The organism is Phyllobacterium endophyticum, from assembly GCF_003010935.1.
GTDB lineage: Bacteria > Pseudomonadota > Alphaproteobacteria > Rhizobiales > Rhizobiaceae > Phyllobacterium > Phyllobacterium endophyticum.
This window is the reverse complement of record NZ_PGGN01000001.1, coordinates 841,551-860,244: the sequence shown is the minus strand read 5'-3', so window position 1 is coordinate 860,244 and position 18,694 is coordinate 841,551. Positions and strand designations below refer to the sequence as shown.

The 18,694-nt window shown below is 57.4% G+C and carries 17 protein-coding genes; 1 reads left to right on the top strand and 16 read right to left on the bottom strand.

Going from position 1 to position 18,694, the window contains the following annotated elements; genetic code table 11:
• Positions 1–32: 32 nt before the first annotated feature.
• The 4 genes from infB to rimP all read right to left on the bottom strand — a co-directional run bounded on the left by infB (position 33) and on the right by rimP (position 5,744).
• Positions 33–2,744, bottom strand: a complete 2,712-nt coding sequence (gene infB, locus CU100_RS04050) for a translation initiation factor IF-2 (protein ID WP_106715231.1) — start codon at positions 2,742–2,744, stop codon at positions 33–35.
• Positions 2,741–3,406: an RNA-binding protein gene (locus CU100_RS04045; protein WP_280951575.1), complete on the bottom strand. Its 666-nt coding sequence runs from the start codon at positions 3,404–3,406 to the stop codon at positions 2,741–2,743. Before CU100_RS04045 ends, infB begins: the two co-directional genes overlap by 4 nt.
• A 1-nt stretch (position 3,407) precedes the next feature.
• Complete coding sequence (gene nusA / locus CU100_RS04040) at positions 3,408–5,009, bottom strand: transcription termination factor NusA (protein ID WP_106715230.1); 1,602 nt, start codon at positions 5,007–5,009, stop codon at positions 3,408–3,410.
• 66 nt (positions 5,010–5,075) lie between these two features.
• Positions 5,076–5,744: a ribosome maturation factor RimP gene (rimP, locus tag CU100_RS04035; RefSeq protein ID WP_106715229.1), complete on the bottom strand. Its 669-nt coding sequence runs from the start codon at positions 5,742–5,744 to the stop codon at positions 5,076–5,078.
• 268 nt (positions 5,745–6,012) lie between these two features.
• Here rimP and CU100_RS26705 point away from each other — a divergent pair, with 268 nt between their 5' ends.
• Positions 6,013–6,177: a hypothetical protein gene (locus CU100_RS26705; RefSeq protein WP_170113723.1), complete on the top strand. Its 165-nt coding sequence runs from the start codon at positions 6,013–6,015 to the stop codon at positions 6,175–6,177.
• Positions 6,178–6,203: 26 nt separating this feature from the next.
• Here CU100_RS26705 and CU100_RS04030 read toward each other — a convergent pair whose 3' ends face one another.
• From CU100_RS04030 to CU100_RS03975, 12 genes are all read right to left on the bottom strand, one after another.
• The gene (locus CU100_RS04030; protein ID WP_106715228.1) at positions 6,204–7,721 is read right to left on the bottom strand and encodes a tripartite tricarboxylate transporter permease; all 1,518 of its coding nucleotides are present in this window, start codon (positions 7,719–7,721) and stop codon (positions 6,204–6,206) included.
• Positions 7,722–7,730: 9 nt separating this feature from the next.
• Complete coding sequence (locus CU100_RS04025) at positions 7,731–8,213, bottom strand: tripartite tricarboxylate transporter TctB family protein (RefSeq protein WP_106715227.1); 483 nt, start codon at positions 8,211–8,213, stop codon at positions 7,731–7,733.
• On the bottom strand, positions 8,210–9,160 hold the full coding sequence (locus tag CU100_RS04020; protein ID WP_106715989.1) for a Bug family tripartite tricarboxylate transporter substrate binding protein: 951 nt from the start codon (positions 9,158–9,160) through the stop codon (positions 8,210–8,212). Before CU100_RS04020 ends, CU100_RS04025 begins: the two co-directional genes overlap by 4 nt.
• A gap of 229 nt (positions 9,161–9,389) precedes the next feature.
• Positions 9,390–10,088 carry a tRNA (guanine(46)-N(7))-methyltransferase TrmB gene (gene trmB / locus CU100_RS04015; RefSeq protein WP_106715988.1) on the bottom strand — a complete coding sequence of 233 codons (699 nt, stop codon included), beginning with the start codon at positions 10,086–10,088 and terminating at the stop codon, positions 9,390–9,392.
• A 19-nt stretch (positions 10,089–10,107) separates the two neighbouring features.
• Positions 10,108–11,373: a methionine adenosyltransferase gene (gene metK, locus CU100_RS04010; protein ID WP_106715987.1), complete on the bottom strand. Its 1,266-nt coding sequence runs from the start codon at positions 11,371–11,373 to the stop codon at positions 10,108–10,110.
• 181 nt (positions 11,374–11,554) lie between these two features.
• Positions 11,555–11,968 (bottom strand): helix-turn-helix domain-containing protein, encoded by a 414-nt coding sequence (locus tag CU100_RS04005; RefSeq protein ID WP_106715986.1) that lies wholly within the window; start codon positions 11,966–11,968, stop codon positions 11,555–11,557.
• A 98-nt stretch (positions 11,969–12,066) separates the two neighbouring features.
• Positions 12,067–13,653, bottom strand: a complete 1,587-nt coding sequence (gene lnt, locus CU100_RS04000; RefSeq protein WP_106715985.1) for an apolipoprotein N-acyltransferase — start codon at positions 13,651–13,653, stop codon at positions 12,067–12,069.
• Between the two features lie 64 nt (positions 13,654–13,717).
• Positions 13,718–14,815 carry a hemolysin family protein gene (locus CU100_RS03995; RefSeq protein ID WP_106715226.1) on the bottom strand — a complete coding sequence of 366 codons (1,098 nt, stop codon included), beginning with the start codon at positions 14,813–14,815 and terminating at the stop codon, positions 13,718–13,720.
• A 5-nt stretch (positions 14,816–14,820) separates the two neighbouring features.
• The gene (gene ybeY / locus CU100_RS03990; protein WP_106715225.1) at positions 14,821–15,318 is read right to left on the bottom strand and encodes an rRNA maturation RNase YbeY; all 498 of its coding nucleotides are present in this window, start codon (positions 15,316–15,318) and stop codon (positions 14,821–14,823) included.
• A 17-nt stretch (positions 15,319–15,335) separates the two neighbouring features.
• Positions 15,336–16,367 carry a PhoH family protein gene (locus CU100_RS03985; protein WP_183635487.1) on the bottom strand — a complete coding sequence of 344 codons (1,032 nt, stop codon included), beginning with the start codon at positions 16,365–16,367 and terminating at the stop codon, positions 15,336–15,338.
• A 28-nt stretch (positions 16,368–16,395) separates the two neighbouring features.
• Complete coding sequence (gene miaB, locus CU100_RS03980; protein ID WP_407070293.1) at positions 16,396–17,835, bottom strand: tRNA (N6-isopentenyl adenosine(37)-C2)-methylthiotransferase MiaB; 1,440 nt, start codon at positions 17,833–17,835, stop codon at positions 16,396–16,398.
• 10 nt (positions 17,836–17,845) lie between these two features.
• Positions 17,846–18,694: a lysophospholipid acyltransferase family protein gene (locus tag CU100_RS03975; protein WP_106715224.1), complete on the bottom strand. Its 849-nt coding sequence runs from the start codon at positions 18,692–18,694 to the stop codon at positions 17,846–17,848.

Here is an 18,694-nt window from a genome sequence, read left to right as displayed (position 1 = left end):
GCGATCCTGTCTGCAAATATTGGGCGCTGCCTTTAAAGCGTGCGGGTGACGTGTTCGACGCGGAAAGCCTCGATCGTATCGCCTGCGCGCATATCGTCGTAGTTCTCGAACGCCATACCACATTCCTGGCCGGCCGGGACTTCGCTGACTTCGTCCTTGAAGCGCTTGAGTGTCTTGAGCTTGCCCTCGTGGATGACGACGTTGTCGCGAATAAGCCGGACACCCGCACCACGTTCCACCTTGCCTTCCGTGACACGGCAGCCAGCAACCTTGCCGACCTTGGTGATGTTGAAGACTTCCAGAATTTCCGCGTTGCCGATGAAGGTTTCGCGGCGTTCTGGCGACAGCAGACCCGACATCGCCGCTTTCACATCGTCGACGAGATCGTAGATGATGTTGTAGTAGCGAATTTCGATACCTTCACGCTCGGCCAAATCACGCGCCTGCTTGTTGGCACGCACGTTGAATCCGATGATCGCTGCGTTGGAAGCCTCCGCGAGAGCGATATCGCTCTCGGTGATTCCGCCAGCACCCGAATGAATGATCCGGGCACGAACTTCGTCGGTTCCGAGTTTCTCCAGGGCACCGGCAATAGCTTCGATCGAGCCTTGCACATCACCCTTGATGAGAAGCGGAAATTCCTTCAGCCCGGTTACTTGCAACTGGCTCATCATCTGTTCGAGCGAACCGCGCGAACCAGCCTGACGTGCCACAGCCTTTTCACGGGCAAGACGTGTACGGTATTCGGAAATCTCACGCGCCTTGGCTTCGCTTTCAACGACTGCAAAGCGATCACCAGCCTGCGGTGGTCCGCCTAGACCAAGAACCTCGACCGGCATTGCCGGTCCGGCATCCTTGAGATTTTCACCGCGGTCATTGACGAGCGCGCGAACACGACCCCACTCGCTGCCTGCGACGATGATATCGCCTGGCCTGAGAGTGCCCTTCTGGACAAGAACGGTAGCAACCGAACCGCGGCCACGATCAAGCTTGGCTTCGATGACGACGCCTTCGGCTGTGCGGGTAGGATCGGCCTTGAGGTCGAGGACTTCCGCCTGCAGCAGGATCGTTTCGAGAAGCTTGTCCAGGCCGGCACCGGTCTTGGCGGAAACTTCCACGTCAAGCGTTTCACCACCCATCGATTCCACGAAGACTTCATGCTGCAACAGGCCATTGCGGACCTTCTGCGGATCAGCGGACGGCTTGTCGATCTTGTTGATCGCCACGATGATCGGAACACCCGCAGCCTTGGCATGATTGATCGATTCGATCGTCTGCGGCATGACGCTGTCATCGGCGGCGACGACGAGAATAGCGATATCCGTGGCTTGCGCACCACGGGCACGCATGGCCGTAAAGGCGGCATGGCCAGGCGTATCGATAAACGTGATCTTCTGGCCGTTCTGTTCGACCTGATACGCACCGATATGCTGGGTGATTCCACCGGCCTCGCCTGAAACGACGTTCGCCTTGCGGATCGCATCGAGCAGCGAGGTCTTTCCGTGGTCGACGTGGCCCATAATGGTGACGACCGGAGGACGCGACACGAATGATGCCGTGTCGTCCTGGACGTTGAAGATGCCTTCTTCGACGTCGGATTCAGCAACACGGCGAACCGTGTGGCCGAATTCCTCGGCGATCAACTGAGCTGTATCCGCATCGATCAGGTCGCCCGGCTTCATCATCTGGCCTTCCTTCATCAGGAATTTGATGACGTCGACGGAACGCTCGGCCATACGCTGGGCGAGCTCCTGAATCGTGATTGTCTCCGGCAGGATGACTTCACGCGCGATTTTCTCGCGGGTTTCCTGCTGCATGCCGCGCTTGAATTTCTCCTGACGGCGGCGCATTGCGGAAAGCGAGCGGCTGCGGCTTTCGTCATTGAGCGCGGTGCCCAATGTCAGCTTGCCGCGGCGGCGTTCATCTTCGCCCTTGACAACCTTCGGTGCGCGAACTTCCGGCTTGGCCGGAGCAGCACTGCTGCCACGGCGGGCACCGGCGGGTCCACGGCGATCGTCATCCTCTTCGGCAGCATTCGGCTTGCGGATCGCTGCCTTCAAGGTTGCATCGTCTGCCGGTTTCAGCTCTGGCTGGCGCTTGCGGGACTCTTCCTCCGCACGCTGCTTGGCTTCCGCTTCCTTGCGAAGGCGCTCTTCTTCCTCTGCCTGCCGGCGAGCGGAAGCTTCACGTTCCTGGGCGCGCAGGGCCTCATCTTCGGCGCGGCGCGCGGCTTCGATGGCCGCCTTCTGCCGATCCTCCGCATCACGGGCTTTGGATCCCTCGAGCGCCTTGCGGCGGGCTTCGAGCTCGGCTGCAGAAAGAGTATTGAGCACCATGCCGGAACGGTCGTTGGGGCGCTGACCGGAAGGCCGATAGGACTGTTGAGCCGGACGCTGCTGTGCAGGAGCTGCTGCCGGACGTGCAGTCGGCTGGGGAGCACTCGTGGCCGCCGGTGTGGTGGGACGCGGCGCTACACTCGGCTGCGGAGCAGCGGGCTGGGGTGCGGGACGCACTGGCGCAGCTACGGGCGCTGGCGTTGGAGCCGCCGCAACAGGAGGTGCAACCTCCGGCTTCTGGTCCGGAAGGCTGAACTTGCGCTTCTTTGTTTCAACGACAACAGACTTCGTACGCCCATGGCTGAAGTTCTGACGCACGGTGCTCTGTTCAACGCCAGGCCGCTTCAGGGTCAGGGTCTTCTTATTGACGCCTAGCGTCTTGTCGTCTGTCGATTTTGTATCGCTCATTCCGTTTCCGTTTCCTTCGCGACAGTTGCCGCTTTAGCGTCGGCCACATCCGTGGGGCCATCGCGAAAATGCTGTAGAAGCCAAGCTCTCTTTAAGAACCCGGCAGCTGCCTTCCCCTTGAGTACGGCAGCATGTATCACATTTACCCCACCCAATGCCAAATCCATTTCACTGCTTTCAAACAATGAAAGGGCGGGTATTTCAGGTCCGCCCGCATAAACAACCGAACGGCGGGCCTGGTCAAGTTTGCGGACGCCATCTTCCGCTGCCTCAAAGGCATGAAGCACGAGTGCGGCGGTGCCGTTGCGGATTGCTATATCCACTTTTGCGGCCCCTGTTACCACAACCCCGGCCTTTCGCGCCAACCCAAAACTGCCCAACGCCGATTTTGCGAGCATCTGGTCCACGGCTTGTCCCAAATTATCGGGAGCAATGACGCTGCTCTTCAATCCGCGCGGAAAGAGCTTTCGCTTGACCGCCTCATCAATATATCGCCGCTGAGCTTTAACCCAACAGCCCCTGCCGGGTAGATTGCGCTTCAAATCGGGCACAACCGCCCCATCGGGACCAGCCACAAACCGGATCATGTCATCCACAGTACCGCTTGTCCGCGTGACAATGCACGTTCTGTCGTTCATCGCCGGTTCCACGTCTGGATCCAAATCAGCCAGCCACCTCTTCTTCGGCTTCTGGTTCGACTTCAGCCGCGGCAAGATCGTCTTCCGTGATCCATCCGGCCTTCAGACGTGCTGCAAGCACCATCTGTTCTGCGTCCGCACGGCTGACCTCGAATGATGACAGAATGCCTGGATAGTTGATTGTCTCACCATCCTTGCGCTCACGCCACCCGGTCAGTTCGTCGACCGCGTAGCCAGCAAAGTCCTCGACCGTCTTGACGCCATCTTCACCGACGGCAACGAGAATTGCGTTGGTCATGCCCGGCAAGTCGCGCAGTTCGTCCGAAACACCCAGTTCCTTGCGGCGGGCGTCCCGCTCCTCTTCGATACGGCCGAGATACTCCTGGGCCCGCTGCTGAATTTCCGTCGCAGTATCCTCATCGAAACCGTCGATAGAGGAAATGTCGTCGGCATCCACATAAGCGATTTCCTCGACGCTGGCAAAACCTTCCGAGGCAAGAACCTGGCCAACCATCTCGTCGACATCAAGCGCTTCCATGAAGAGGTTCGAACGTTCGACGAATTCTTTCTGGCGGCGCTCGGACTCTTCCTGCTCGGTCAAGATGTCGATATCCCAGCCAGTCAACTGTGACGCAAGGCGCACGTTCTGGCCGCGACGACCGATCGCTAGTGATAGTTGGTCATCCGGAACCACAACTTCAATACGTTCAGCGTCTTCATCGAGAACAACTTTTGAAACTTCCGCTGGCTGCAGCGCATTGACGATGAAAGAAGCAGGTTCGGGCGACCAGGGAATGATGTCGATCTTTTCACCTTGAAGCTCTCCGACGACCGCCTGAACGCGCGAACCGCGCATACCGACGCAGGCACCGACCGGATCGATAGACGAGTCGCGGGAGATGACAGCAATCTTGGCGCGTGAACCCGGGTCGCGGGCTACCGACTTGATTTCGATGATGCCATCATAAATTTCCGGGACTTCCATGGTGAAGAGCTTTGCCATGAACTGCGGATGGGTGCGGCTCAAGAAAATCTGCGGACCGCGCTGTTCGCGGCGCACGTCATAAACATAAGCGCGAACACGATCACCATAGCGGAAGGTTTCACGCGGGATCAGCTCGTCACGGCGGACGATGGCCTCACCGCGGCCGAGGTCGACGATCACGTTGCCATATTCAACGCGCTTGACGCTGCCATTGATGATTTCGCCGACGCGGTCCTTGTACTCGTCATACTGCCGGTCACGCTCGGCCTCGCGGACCTTCTGCACGATCACCTGCTTGGCGGACTGCGCAGCGATACGGCCGAAATCCATCGGCGGCAGCTGGTCGGCAAGGAAATCACCAGGCTGCGCGTCGGGATTGCGATCCCGTGCAGCTTCCATGCTGATCTGCGTGACCGGATCCTCGACATTGTCGACCACCTCGAGCAGACGCTGAAGCTTGATCTCGCCTGTCTTGGCGTTGATATCGGCCCGAATGTTGGTTTCCTGGCCGTAGCGCGAGCGAGCGGCCTTCTGAATGGCATCGGCCATCGCCGCAATCACGATTTCGCGGTCAATTGACTTCTCGCGCGCCACCGCATCGGCGATCTGCAGAAGTTCTAGCCTGTTTGCACTGACTGCCATGTTCTTCTCCTTGAAGGTTCCCCTTTGGGGCTCACCATCCCGCTTCTCCCGCGGGTGTATGAAAAATCAAATCTGTTTTGTTTGTTCCTGGTCGGCAGCGGGCATGCCCGTCTCTTCCGCCGTATCGGTGTTTTCTTCCGGGATACGGCCTTCACGCAGATCCTTGTCGCGGCGCAACGCATCACGGATGAGTTCGTCCGTCAGAATAAGCCGCGCCTCGGCAATCATTTCGAACGGCACCTGTACGACGGGTTTGTCGCCATAGCTTGCCTGGTCGCTCTCGATCGTCACTCCATCAGCGGAAACTTCGCCGATCCGCCCGCGAAACTTCTTGCGCCCTTCCAGGACGGCAGATGTATCGATCTTGGCGATGTGACCGGTCCAAGTGGTAAAATCCGACTTGCGCACTAGGGGGCGATCAATTCCAGGCGAAGAAACTTCCAGATGATAGTGGCGATCGATCGGATCCTCGACGTCCAGCACAGGCGACAGGGTGCGGCTGACGAGTTCACAATCCTCGACCGTCATCGTACCATCGTGGCGCTCCGTCATGATCTGCAATGTCAAGCCGTTCAGACCGGAAAGTCGGGTTCGCACCAGCCGAAAGCCGATAGATTCCAGCACCGGTTCAATGATACCGGCAACGCGGGCGTCGATGCCCGTTTCAGTGATGATCCGCTGGTCCGCGCCCTCTGTCGGGGCGGCTTCCCGTTCGGTGTTAGCGTCGTCTGTCACGCAGAGTTTTTCCCTTTTTCGGCGTCAAGAAACAAAAAAGAGCGGGACCGGTCTGGACCCACTCCTGTTCTATCGACCAAGAATATGATGTCTATATACCGAATCGGCTTGGTAGTTTCAAGCGCGGACGTGAATTTCTGCGACTTGTTTACGAATGACGAGGTTCGGCATGCAAATTCGCATGGCTGCCCTGCACTATTGAACCTAATCCAATCGACAACTTCGTCCTATTTATGTTGCAGCGCAATATTTGCCAAAGGATAGTAAAATGTCAAAAGCCCAGAAGCTTTCAAGGATCAGCGGCTTTTTCCGTGCGTTCGGAAGTGCCGTCGCCGTTGCCGAGGCAACACGTCTTGGTCATCAGCCAGTAGCTTCGGACCTGCGTGCACTCGGCATCGATCCGGTACAGTTCAAATCCATCAACCGGAGCTAGACTTCGGTTGATGGATGGCTGATTCCTCAGTCTTCGTTTGCCGCGAGGGCTGCCAGAACCTTGCCTTTGCCACGTGCTCGCATGACGAGTGGTACGACGACGGCACATACGGCCAGCAGCAATAGAATCACAGAAATTGGTGAACTGACCAGAACCGTCAGATCGCCTTGGCTGATCTGCAGTGCACGGCGGAAATGTATCTCTGCCATTGGCCCGAGGATCAGTCCGACCACAACCGGTGCGATTGGATAGCCGAAGCGCCGCAGGAAATACCCGAGCAGGCCAAACAGCAACAGCATGCCAAGCTCGAAGGTCGACGGGTTGGCGCCGATGGTGCCGAGCGTCGCGAAGACCAGAATGCCCGCATAGAGCCAATGTCTCGGGATTGACAAGAGCCGGACCCATAGTCCCACCAGCGGCAGATTTAGAACCAGAAGCATGAAGTTGGCGACAAGCAAGCTTGCGATCAGGCCCCAGACGAGCTGAGGATTGGTTGCAAACAACAGGGGACCTGGCTGCAGGCCGAATTGCTGGAAGCCTGCAAGCATGATCGCCGCCGTTGCGCTGGTCGGAAGTCCAAGTGTCAGCAGGGGAACAAGCGTGCCCGCCGCCGAGGCGTTGTTTGCGGCCTCGGGACCTGCAACGCCTTCAATCGCACCATGGCCAAATTCCTCCGGTTTCTTGGATAACTGCTTTTCCACTGAATAGGACAGGAAGGTACCGATCTCGGCACCGCCTGCCGGCATGGCACCAATCGGGAAGCCAATGAATGTTCCGCGAATCCATGGCTTCCAGGAGCGCGACCAATCTTCCCGATTCATCCAGACGGAACCCTTTACTGGCTCGATCTTGTCTTCTCCCAGGCTTTTTGATGCCGCAACGCTCAGCGTTTCGCCAATCGCGAACAGTGCGACGGCCAGAGTGGTAATCTCGATGCCATCGGTCAGGTCGGGGATGCCGAACCCGAGGCGCACCTGTCCAGACAACCCATCCGCCCCGATGAGACCGAGCGCAAGCCCGATGAACAGTGCAGTCAGGCCGCGCAAGGTCGAATCGCCAAAAGCCGCGGATACGGTCATGAACGCCAGCATCATCAACGCGAAATATTCTGCCGAACCAAAGGACAGCGCAAACCTGACGATCGCCGGGGCAATCAGTGCCAGCGCCATCGTTGCGATGACGCCTGCTACGAACGAGCCAATGGCAGCCGTTGCCAGCGCGGGGCCGCCTCTTCCGGCGCGCGCCATCTTGTTGCCCTCCAGCGCGGTGACGATCGATGCGCTTTCTCCGGGCGTATTCAAAAGAATCGACGTGGTCGATCCGCCATACATGCCGCCGTAATAGATGCCGGCAAACATGATAAGCGAGCCTGCAGGATCGAGCTTGTAGGTAACCGGTAGCAACAACGCCACCGTAAGTGCTGGTCCAATGCCAGGCAGAACACCGACTGCCGTTCCCAGCGTTACGCCAATAAGGGCGTAGAGCAGATTGAACGGCTCGAATGCCACCGCAAAGCCATGCGCCAGAAGAGTAAAACTATCCATAGCCGGTCCTTAAATAAGACGTTCGAGCGGCCCAGCCGGGAGCGACAACTGCAGTCCCTTGGCGAAGATGACCCAAATTATGAATGACAGAATAATGCCGAGAGGAACGGTCATCCACAACGGCCCCTTGCCGAAGCCACGCGCGGTGGCAGCAAATAGAAGACCGGTCGCAATAGCAAACCCGGTTATGTGCAGCAGGAGCATCTGTGCGACGAGACCCGCGACAATCCAGATGACGGGCCCCACTTGCTGTTCCTCGCGTTCGGGAAAATCACCACGCACCGCCTCAAAAGCGGTCCAGACTGCCAGGATAAAAAGACCTCCGGCTATCGTATAGGGGAAAACCGACGGTCCAATCCGCGTTGCGCTACCTCCGGTAGCAGTGGCCGTGCTGTAGGTGATGATCGCAGCAACGATTGCGATTGCAACAGCAATGGCCAGCGCCGCCCGATCAGGGCGGCGCGCTTCGGGAGCTTGCGTTTGGTGTGTCATTTCACAAGGCCGATTTCTTTCAGAATGGCCGCCGTCGCATCAGTATCCTTCTTCAGCTGAGCCTTGAAAGCGTCGCCTGCAAGATAGGTATCGGCCCATCCCTTGGCTTTCAGCTGTTCTTGCCACGACTTTGACTTCACCAGTTTTTCGATATCGGCACTGATGGCGGCTTCCTGTTCCGGGGTGATACCGGGAGGTGCTGCAACCATGCGCCAGTTCTGAATTGCGACGTCCACGCCGCCTTCCTTGAAGGTGGGCGCATCGATGCCTTCGACCTTGGTGTCGCTTGAGATTCCGATGATGCGCAGTGCGCCGGATTTGATCTGGGATTCAAACTCGCCATAGCCGGATATTCCTACAGAGACCTGTCCGCCGAGAATCGCCGCCAATGCTTCGCCGCCACCTGAGAATGCGATATAGTTTACCTTGGTTGGATCTACGCCAACAGCTTTGGCGATCAAACCAGCGGTGATCTGGTCCGTGCCACCCGCCGAGCCACCGGCCCAGGAGACCGAACCCGGATCAGCTTTCAGCTTTTCAACCAGATCTGCCATCGTCTTGATTGGCGATGCGGCAGGAACCACGACCGCCTCAAACTCTCCGGTCAGACGAGCGATGGGCGTGACCTGATCCAGGGTCACCGGCGATGCATTCGTCAAAATTGCGCCAACCATAACATAGCCGCCAACCATCAGTTGCGACGGGTCGCCCTTGGCGGAATTGGCGAACTGAGCGAGGCCGATCGTCCCGCCGGCACCCGGTACGTTCACAACCTGAACGCTGCCAGAAATCTTTTCGTCCTGCAGGGCAGTCTGAATAGTGCGCGCGGTTTGATCCCAACCACCCCCTGGCGCAGCAGGAGCCATGATCTTGTAGTCGGCGCCGAGAGCCTGACCGGACAAAACCATTGCCCCGGCGGCCGCAAAAGCAAGCAACATCTTACGCATTCCGAAATCCCTCCCATGACGGCCATCGGCCATCTCTGTTCTTGATAGGTATATGAAGAACGCGGGAAGGTTCGGATAACGCGACGCAAGTGGCGAGCCGCCAAAGCCTTGCTACGATACCAATATGTTGGACAGCCTCCCAGCGTCTCCTCATCGTCGATGATGATACTAGAAAACTGTCAGGAAGCTGTCACGCGAAATGAAAGGCCCTTTCTCGTAAGGTTCCCTATCAGCGCCTCATGAAAGTGAGATACGCGCCTATCCGGCCCTCGCGATGCGCCTTCTGTTCGTACCGGGTCCCCGGCCATGCTTCGTATGGCTTTTGCCAATCGGCGGCGGTTTCGGCGCGCCATTCAAACTGGCCGTGTGCGTAACAGTGCTGGAGCGTCCAGTTTACGTATGTATCGATATCAGACGCAAACCGGAATGGACTTCCGGCCTTCAGCACCCGAGCGAACCGGTCGAGATTTTTCTGGCAGACAAAGCGCCGTTTCCAGTGCTTCTTCTTCGGCCATGGGTCGGGATAGAAGAGGTCGATTCCGTCCAGGGAAGCGTCCGGCAACCAATCCAGCACTTGCGTCGCATCATCGTCGTGGAGACGAATATTCTGCAGCGGCGTTTCGTGTAGATCGACGACAAGCTTCGCCATGCTGTTGACGAATGGTTCCACGCCGATGAATCCGGATTGTGGGCAGCGCCGCGCCTCGTGCAAGAGATGTTCGCCGCCGCCGAAGCCAATTTCCATCCGTACTGTCTCGACCTCCGCAGAAAACAGACTGCGGAGGTCTCCCGGTGCCGGGGAATCCATGTCAAGCTTGAGGAGTGGCAAGAGCTCATCGCGGATCGAGCGCTGCAAGGGCCGCAACGCTTTACCGCTTCTTCTGCCGAAGAATGCCTCCGTCGAACGCTCTCGTCTTGCCTCGGTCATCGGCATCGCAAATGAGCGCTCAAGCGGCCAAAGCTGACTTCAACTGCTTGGCCAGATCGGTCTTCTCCCAGGAGAATGAGCCATCGCGGCCGGGCTTGCGGCCAAAATGGCCATAGGCGGACGTCTTGGCATAGATCGGCTTGTTCAGATCAAGGTGCTTGCGGATGCCGGTCGGAGACAGGTCCATCACTTTGCGCAGCGCTTCCTCAACCGCAGCTTCCTTGACCGTTCCCGTCCCATGCAGATCCACATAGACCGACAATGGCTGGGCAACGCCGATGGCATAGGCCAACTGAATGGTGCAGCGGTCTGCAAAGCCGGCGGCGACGACGTTCTTGGCGAGATAGCGGGCAGCATAGGCGGCGGAACGATCGACCTTGGTCGTATCCTTGCCGGAGAATGCACCGCCGCCATGTGGAGCCGCGCCACCATATGTATCGACGATGATCTTGCGGCCGGTCAATCCTGCGTCTCCATCAGGACCGCCAATGACGAACTTGCCGGTAGGATTGATGTACCAGACGCAATCATCGGCAATCTTCAGATCTCCCAAAGCCTCGCGAATATAAGGTTCGACCACTTTGCGGACCTTCTTCGAGTCCCAGCTCGCGTCTAGATGTTGCGTCGAAAGCACAATCTGCGTGGTTTCAGCCGCTACGCCATCGATGTAGCGGACGGTTACCTGGCTCTTGGCATCCGGGCCGAGACGTCCGGCATCGCCCTCGCCTTTATGGCGGGCGGCAGCAAGGAGTTCGAGGATCTTGTGTGAGTAGTAGATCGGAGCTGGCATGAGATCCGGTGTTTCACGGCAGGCATAGCCAAACATGATACCCTGGTCGCCAGCGCCTTCCTCGCCCTGGCGGTCGGAGGCATTGTCGACGCCCTGAGCTATGTCGGCCGACTGCGGATGCAGAAGGACATCGATCTTCGCCGTCCTCCAGTTGAATCCGTCCTGTTCGTAACCGATGTCGCGAATGGCGCGTCGGGCAGCGGCCCGAAAGCGCGAGGGATTGATGACGGGATGTCCCTTGGCGTCCTTCAACACGACGCCGTCCTTGTCTTTCTTCAGCAATGTGTCAGGCACACGCACTTCACCGGCGATCACGACGCGGTTGGTGGTCGCCAGCGTTTCGCAGGCAATGCGCACAGTCCACGGGTCTACGCCCGTTTTCCTTGCTTCTTTGTAGATCATGTCTACGATTTCATCGGAAATGCGGTCACAGACTTTGTCTGGATGACCTTCCGATACGGATTCACTGGTAAAAAGATAAGAACTGCGTGTCACGGGGAACCCCTCTTGAAAGCGAACGAATGCTCGACCAGCATAGTCTGAATTGAGCAGCGTAGTCTTTGCCAAGGTCCAGGGGATCAGTCAATTGCTTTCATTTTCAAACAAATGACTGTTTGAGAATATTTTTCCACAGCCGAGAAAAGGAGCGCCTGCGCTCCTCTAACGTTCGTGTGCCTTATTCGTCTTCGTGGCCGAGGGTTCGGACAAGGTCGAGAATCTTCCGCCTGACCTTGGCATCGCCAATTTTTGCAAATGCGCGTGCAAGCTGGATACCCTCGGAGCTGTTGAGAAAGCCAACAACATAAGTCGTCTCACTTTCCTCCTCGAAACCCTTGGGTTTGTCCGACTGCCCCGGCATGTCATCAAAGAAAAACGTGACAGGTACATTCAGTATGTTGCCGATCGCCTGAAGACGGCTGGCACCGACGCGGTTCATGCCCTTTTCGTATTTCTGGATTTGCTGGAATGTTATTCCAAGACTTTCGCCAAGTTTTTCCTGACTCAATCCAATCATGTTGCGTCGCAACCTGATGCGTGCACCCACGTGTACGTCTACGGGGTTTGGTCTTTTCTTATTAGTATCAGTCATAAAAATCTCATTGATATGAAATGAAGCTGAAATGAATTTATCATCAATGTAGCAAGGGGCCAAATAAGGCTTCATACGATAGGGCGCCGCAGGAAAAGTCAACCAACCCTTGCCCTGTGGCGGAAGAAATAAGCCAGCGCTACAACCAGAATGATGCTAATAACAACCCAGAATTGAAAACGGCGGACAGACTCGCCAAGTGGCAGTTCCACTTTGTTCGGAATAGCCACATCTATCACCCCAATAGCGTTCAGTGCCAACGCGTCGATGATTCGCCCATAAGGATCGACCACGGCGGAAATGCCGTTATTAGCCGCCCGCAGAAGCGGCAGTCCTTGTTCGACTGCGCGCACCTGCGCCTGACGGAAATGTTGGTAAGGTCCGGGCGTATCTCCATACCACGCGTCATTCGTGACATTGACGATAACGTTGGCGCGGGGCCCTTGATACGACATTTCCGCAGGGAAAATTGCCTCGTAACAAATGAGCGGCAAAGCTGTAAGATTGTCCATTACGTCAAGCGAGCGTCTCACTGTAGCAGCGGTAAATCCGCCTGGAAGTTCGACGACTTCACTGACACCAAGCCGGCGCAAGACGCTCTCGAGCGGCACGTACTCTCCAAAGGGAACAAGATGCACCTTGTCTGCGGCGGCAGCGATTTCTCCACCGGCGCCGATCACATAGATGGAGTTATAATAAAGCGGAGCGTCATTGCCGCCGGGCGCTTCCATCCGAATGGCACCGGCCAGTAGTACCTGACCGTCGGCCAGAACATCGGCGATACTTTTCAGGGCTTCCGGCGTTTGGGTCAGGATATAGGGAACAGCGGTTTCAGGCCAGACTATCAGCTGAGGTTTTGGTGTTCCCTCTTTCGGTTCCGAGTCGGTCATGGCGAGGTATTTGTCCAATATCCCCCGGCGCGAGTCCGCGTCCCATTTGAGATCTTGCGCTATCGAGGGCTGAACGATGCGGACTTGCGTTCCCCCAACTTCGCTTTTTGCTGAACCCAGGCGGTAGAAACCGAAGCCAGCATGGGCAGACAAGAGGACGAGGACGATAAATACACCCGCCTTTAATCCGCGTCGATCCACGATAAGAGCGGGCATCGAAAATACCATGACGGCCAGAGCATTCATCGCCAGCAGCCCGACAATGACCGACGACTGCATCAGAACCGGAACAGGCATGGCCGCATAGCCTATGGCGTTCCATGGAAATCCAGTGAGAACAAACGATCTCAGCCATTCGGCGATGCCAAAGCCAAATGCCAGCGCGAATATCCGCCCGAGGCCGTCGCTCCACAACAAGCGGGCCAGCGCAGCCGCGAGAGCATAAAAAATTGCGAGCGCCGCGGGTAGCCCGAGAATCGCGAATGGAACCGCCCAGGCGAAATGCGCAGCGTCAACAAGGAGCGCATTGCCGATCCACCATAGACCAAAGGCGAAATATCCAAACCCAAACCACCAACCTATCATTGCCGCGGGCAACAAGCGCCTGATTGGCCGCGCACCAGCATTATCTACTGCACCATCGATCAGCCAAACGAGGATTGGAAACGAAACGAAGCAGACGGCAAAGAAATCATACGGTGGAAGCGCGAAGCTCGCGAGGGCACCGCCAAGAAACGCCAGCGCAATACGTTTCCAGCCCGACAGGAGAATGATTCTGCCAGCCACCCGCTGCATTGCGCCGGCTTCTCTTGCAGTTCGGGACGCCTCGACAGTCACGGGCACAACAGGCCAAAAACGATCATTCAGCGTGGTCCGTCGGCCGATCCGCAATGTCTTCCTGCCTGGCGGTGCGAGGCTGACGGCGTTCTGCATGGCGTAGAGGCACGATGCGTACCTTGCGAATGCGGCGCGGGTCTGCTTCCAGCACGTGGAACTCATAGCCAGGCACCGCCTGCACCATCTCGCCGCGAACGGGAATACGTCCGAGGATCGAGAAGATCAGCCCGCCAACGGTATCGACATCCTCACCATGCTCGCCGATGATGAATCCGGCTCCGATCCGTTCCGAGACCTCATCGAGATCGGCCCGGGCGTCGGCGATGAAAACGCCTTCGGGGTCTTCGACAAGCATTACTTCGTCGTCATCATGCTCGTCCTCGATATTGCCGACGACCATCTCGACGATATCCTCCAGTGAAACCAGACCGTCGGTTCCTCCATATTCATCGATCACGAGAGCAATCTGGATCCGCTGCGCCTGCATCCGGGCCATGAGATCGTTGGCCAGCATCGATGGCGGCACGAAGAGAACCGGTCGCATTAGACTGAGGTCGGAGATCGTTTTTGTGAGATCGACATTGGACAGGTTGAACTTCGCAGCGACGGGCGTCTTCGGTGCGCGAGCTGTGCTCCTGCGCGGGGCTTTGACGCGCGAGATATTGGTAATGTGATTGACAACATCCCGAATGTGAACCATGCCCCGGGGGTCGTCGAGTGTTTCGGAAAACACCGGCATGCGTGAATGACCCGACTCCTCGAAAACCTCGAGAAGATCGCCGAGGGTCGTAGAAATTTCCACCGCCTCTATATCCGAGCGCGGGATCATCACGTCTTCGACCCGCAATTCCCGCAAGCGCAGGATGTTGTGCAGCATGGCGCGCTCTTCTGGCGAAAACGCAGTATCTCCATGCTGGCTTTCGGCCAGGGCTGCATCCAGGTCCTCCCGGAGAGATGTTCCGGGCCGGGCGCGCAGAAATGGGAATATGGCGGAAAGAAGCGAGCGCTTTTCTGATCCTTGCGCTCTGGTAGTACTCTGCCCTTCGGCATCACTCTCCTGCCCCGACATTCCCCTTGCGGGAGCGGCGGCAGAATCGTTCTGGTGCGACGTGTCAGACATGGTCCTCAATCGAATTGGTCGTCAATGACGGATAGCGCATATGGGTCGGGGATGGCAAGATATTCAAGGGCCTTGCGTTCAAGTGCTTCCATCTCTTCGGCTTGCCCATCGCTCAGATGATCATAACCGAGCAGATGCAGAAAACCATGAACGATAAGATGGCTGAGATGGTGGTTGAAGGGCTTGCCTTCTTCCGCCGCTTCCCGCACCACCGTTTCGCGCGCAATGACGATGTCGCCAAGCATGGGACCGGGGGGCTGCCCCGGCTTCAGGTTAAAAGCGGGAAACGACAGGACATTGGTGGGCTTGTCCTTGTCGCGCCAGTCATTGTTGAGTTCCTTGATCGTCGCATCATCGGTGAAGACAAGGCTTAGTTCGCTTGCCGGCTGCTCGCCGCCACTCAGCGTTTTCCAGGCGGCGCCGATCGCCTTCGCCGCCAGGTCGCGCAATACAGGCTCATCGTCCCAGCCATCGGTCTCAACGAGAATATCGATATCGATCAAGACATCACCGCCAAGCGTCAGGGCTTGGCGCCTTCCTTGTCATAGGCGCGGACGATTGCGGCAACGAGCGGGTGCCGCACAACATCGACGTCCGTAAACCGTACCGTGACGATCCCGCTGACGCCATCGAGAATCTTGAGTGCCTCGACAAGACCTGATTTTTGGCCCGGCGGCAGATCGATCTGGCTCGGATCACCCGTAATGATCATACGGCCGTTTTCGCCCAGACGCGTGAGAAACATCTTCATCTGCATGGCAGTTGTATTCTGCGCCTCATCGAGAATGATAGCCGAGTGAGCGAGCGTACGGCCGCGCATGAATGCCAGCGGCGCAATCTCGATGACACCGGCGGCGATTGCCCGTTCTACCTTGTCGGCGGGCATCATATCATAAAGCGCGTCGTAGAGCGGTCGCAGATAAGGATCGACCTTTTCCTTCATGTCGCCCGGCAGGAAACCCAACCGCTCGCCCGCTTCCACGGCAGGACGTGACAGGATGATCCGGTCAACGAGCCCCCTCTCCAGCAGCATTGCCGCGTGGGCAACCGCGAGATAGGTCTTGCCGGTACCGGCTGGCCCGACCCCGAACACCATTTCCGAGCGATCGAGCGCGCGCATGTAAGCGTCCTGTGTCGGCGTGCGGGCAAAAATCGTCTTCTTGCGGGTCGAAATCTGGGCTGCTGCCATTTTGCTCTTGTTCTCCATGGTCGGGAGCGTCAACTGGTCATCGGCGGCGATTGCCATGCGCAACGCGCCATCGACGTCTGACACGGAGATATCGTGGCCCTTCTGCAACTGTTCGTAGAGTTGATCCAGCGCCCGACGCGCCTGCTCCGTTGCGCCAGGCTCGCCACGGATCGCCAGCTGATTGCCTTTGGAACGCACGTCGACGCCCAACTTTTGCTCGATGCGAGCGAGATTTTCATCGAACTGACCGAACAGCGCACTTGCCAGCCGGTTATTGTCGAATGTCAGTACGATATGCGCCAGATCTGAAGCTCCGTGTGGCGCTCCCGAGGGAGCGGATTTCAGTTTTTCGGTGGCGTTCAAACGGCTCTCCTGAATAAGTGTTCAGCCCTTATATAGTCCCATTACTCGCCGAGTTCATCTCCGGAACGCCAATCAGACTGTTGGTCCCGGTGTCGATGATTCGTACATTGATAATGTCGCCGATTCTTGCCCTGTGTACATCGATAATTACGGGTTGTAACCAGGGAGATCGTCCTACCATCTGGCCTGGTGTTCTTCCTGCCTTTTCTATCAGTACATCCATGCTCTTGCCGACAAGGCTGCGTTGAAACGCATATTGCTGTTCGCTCAGCAAAGCCTGCAGGCGCTGCAGCCGATCGTCCTTCACCGCTTCATCGACATGACCGGGCATATCTGCGCCAGGTGTGCCTGGACGCGGCGAGTACTTGAACGAATACGCGGCTGCATATGTGACGTCGCGCACAAGTTGGAGTGTTGCTTCGAAATCTTCTTCCGTCTCGCCGGGGAAACCGACGATGAAATCGCCTGAAAGAGCAATATCTGGACGGGCTTCGCGAATACGATCGATCAAGCGCAGATAATCGGCACCCGTATGTTTGCGGTTCATGGCTTTCAGTATGCGGTCGGAACCGGACTGAACCGGCAAATGCAGGTATGGCATCAGCATATCGAGATCGCGATGGGCGTTTATCAGCGCATCGTCCATGTCCCTCGGATGGCTGGTGATGTAGCGAAGCCGGGCGATCCCGGGAATCTCGGCCAGCCGGTACAGCAACTCGCCTAAACCCCATTCGCGGCCATCCGCTCCCTCGCCGTGCCATGCGTTGACGTTCTGGCCGAGCAAGGTTAGTTCGCGCACACCGGCATCGGCGAGCTTTTCAGCTTCTTTCAGGATTTGTGCAACTGGCCTCGACACTTCCGAACCGCGTGTGTAGGGGACAACGCAGAAAGTGCAAAACTTGTCGCATCCCTCCTGCACCGTCAAAAACGCCGTCACGCCCCGGCTTCTGGTCTGCTCCTTCCCAGGGGCCGGCAGATGTTCAAACTTGTCCTCAATCGCGTATTCGGTTTCTACCACCCGCTCACCCTGCCGGACACGAGCGAGTGCTTGAGGCAGTCTGTGATACGTCTGTGGACCTACGACCAGATCTACAACGGGAGCCCTGCGGGTGATCTCGTCACCTTCTGCCTGCGCAACGCAGCCGGCAACGCCGACAGTCAGTTCGCGACCTTCCTTCGCTCGTGCATCCTTCATCTTGCGCAGACGACCGAGAGCTGAATAGAGCTTTTCAGAGGCCTTTTCACGTATGTGGCAGGTATTTATAAGCACGAGATCCGCATCTTCGGCGGTATCCGTGGGTTTGTAACCCTCCGCAGCCAGGCTGTCGGTCATGCGCTGACTGTCATAAACATTCATCTGACAGCCATAAGTTTTTACATATACCTTGCGCGTGTTCGCGATCAGCGGCGAATGCTCAGCGGTACCGGAGGCCTCGTCCGGTCGATTATTGATAGTCATGTCGTCCATGGGCAGGCTTTTAGAGGTTTTTCGAGTCTTTGAGAATAGCTGACTCACTCTTTGCGTCGTGAGCGCCAAAGTCGCGTTTCATCAGCGATGCTCGCACCATGGCGCGAACCCGGTCCTCCATGGTGCGCGCCAGCATTTTACGATTGCTGTTTGCGTCGATGACAACAGGCTCGCCGAACCACACATCCACGTCGATCGCGCCATGCTTGAGGAGACCAATCAAGCTCGGTCCAAGCGGAACGTCCCCCGGCCAGGCAACGATGGGCCTGTGAAATCTTCCCATCGGCATTCCCTGAACACGCGTATAGGCAATTGCCACGGGCTGCACGACGACCGATCTTGCGCCGGCGTCGCGAATGGCTACCTGTGCTGCCCCGAAGAGCGATGTTTTGAAAGGGAGGACGCGGTTCCCGTCAGAAGTTGTACCTTCTGCGAAAAGAACCATAGCGTCGCCCAGAGCCAGACGGGTTGCGATTTCGCTGGCCTGATGATGGGTCTTGCCGCGCTTTTCCCGCTCGACGAACACAGTTCTCTGAAGCTTCGCCAGGATACCGAACAGGGGCCAGTTAGCGACTTCGGCTTTCGCGATGAATGCTACCTCGTCCAGCGAACCGAGGATGACGATATCGGTCCACGACGAATGGTTGGCCGCCAGCAGAAGCGGCCTCTCCTTTGTTATCTCGCCATGGACATGGACGCGAAAACCGAGAAGACGCCGCACGATCCTGTGAAAGATGATCGGCAAGGTGGCGCGGAGCCGACACTGGGTCTTCAGGAAGAAGAACTGCAACGGAACAAGCAGAACTATGACAAGCACGAAAATCGCCGCCGTGATGGCAAAACGCAGCCAGGCGACCAT

Bases quoted from the DNA above. Each gene is read 5' to 3' on its own strand.
- infB (WP_106715231.1), bottom strand. From the start codon at position 2,744: ATGAGCGATACAAAATCGACAGACGACAAGACGCTAGGCGTCAATAAG.
- nusA (WP_106715230.1), bottom strand. From the start codon at position 5,009: ATGGCAGTCAGTGCAAACAGGCTAGAACTTCTGCAGATCGCCGATGCG.
- CU100_RS26705 (WP_170113723.1), top strand. From the start codon at position 6,013: ATGTCAAAAGCCCAGAAGCTTTCAAGGATCAGCGGCTTTTTCCGTGCG.
- CU100_RS04030 (WP_106715228.1), bottom strand. From the start codon at position 7,721: ATGGATAGTTTTACTCTTCTGGCGCATGGCTTTGCGGTGGCATTCGAG.
- CU100_RS04025 (WP_106715227.1), bottom strand. From the start codon at position 8,213: ATGACACACCAAACGCAAGCTCCCGAAGCGCGCCGCCCTGATCGGGCG.
- CU100_RS04020 (WP_106715989.1), bottom strand. From the start codon at position 9,160: ATGCGTAAGATGTTGCTTGCTTTTGCGGCCGCCGGGGCAATGGTTTTG.
- trmB (WP_106715988.1), bottom strand. From the start codon at position 10,088: ATGACCGAGGCAAGACGAGAGCGTTCGACGGAGGCATTCTTCGGCAGA.
- CU100_RS04005 (WP_106715986.1), bottom strand. From the start codon at position 11,968: ATGACTGATACTAATAAGAAAAGACCAAACCCCGTAGACGTACACGTG.
- lnt (WP_106715985.1), bottom strand. From the start codon at position 13,653: ATGCAGCGGGTGGCTGGCAGAATCATTCTCCTGTCGGGCTGGAAACGT.
- CU100_RS03995 (WP_106715226.1), bottom strand. From the start codon at position 14,815: ATGTCTGACACGTCGCACCAGAACGATTCTGCCGCCGCTCCCGCAAGG.
- miaB (WP_407070293.1), bottom strand. From the start codon at position 17,835: ATGGACGACATGACTATCAATAATCGACCGGACGAGGCCTCCGGTACC.
- CU100_RS03975 (WP_106715224.1), bottom strand. From the start codon at position 18,694: ATGGTCGCCTGGCTGCGTTTTGCCATCACGGCGGCGATTTTCGTGCTT.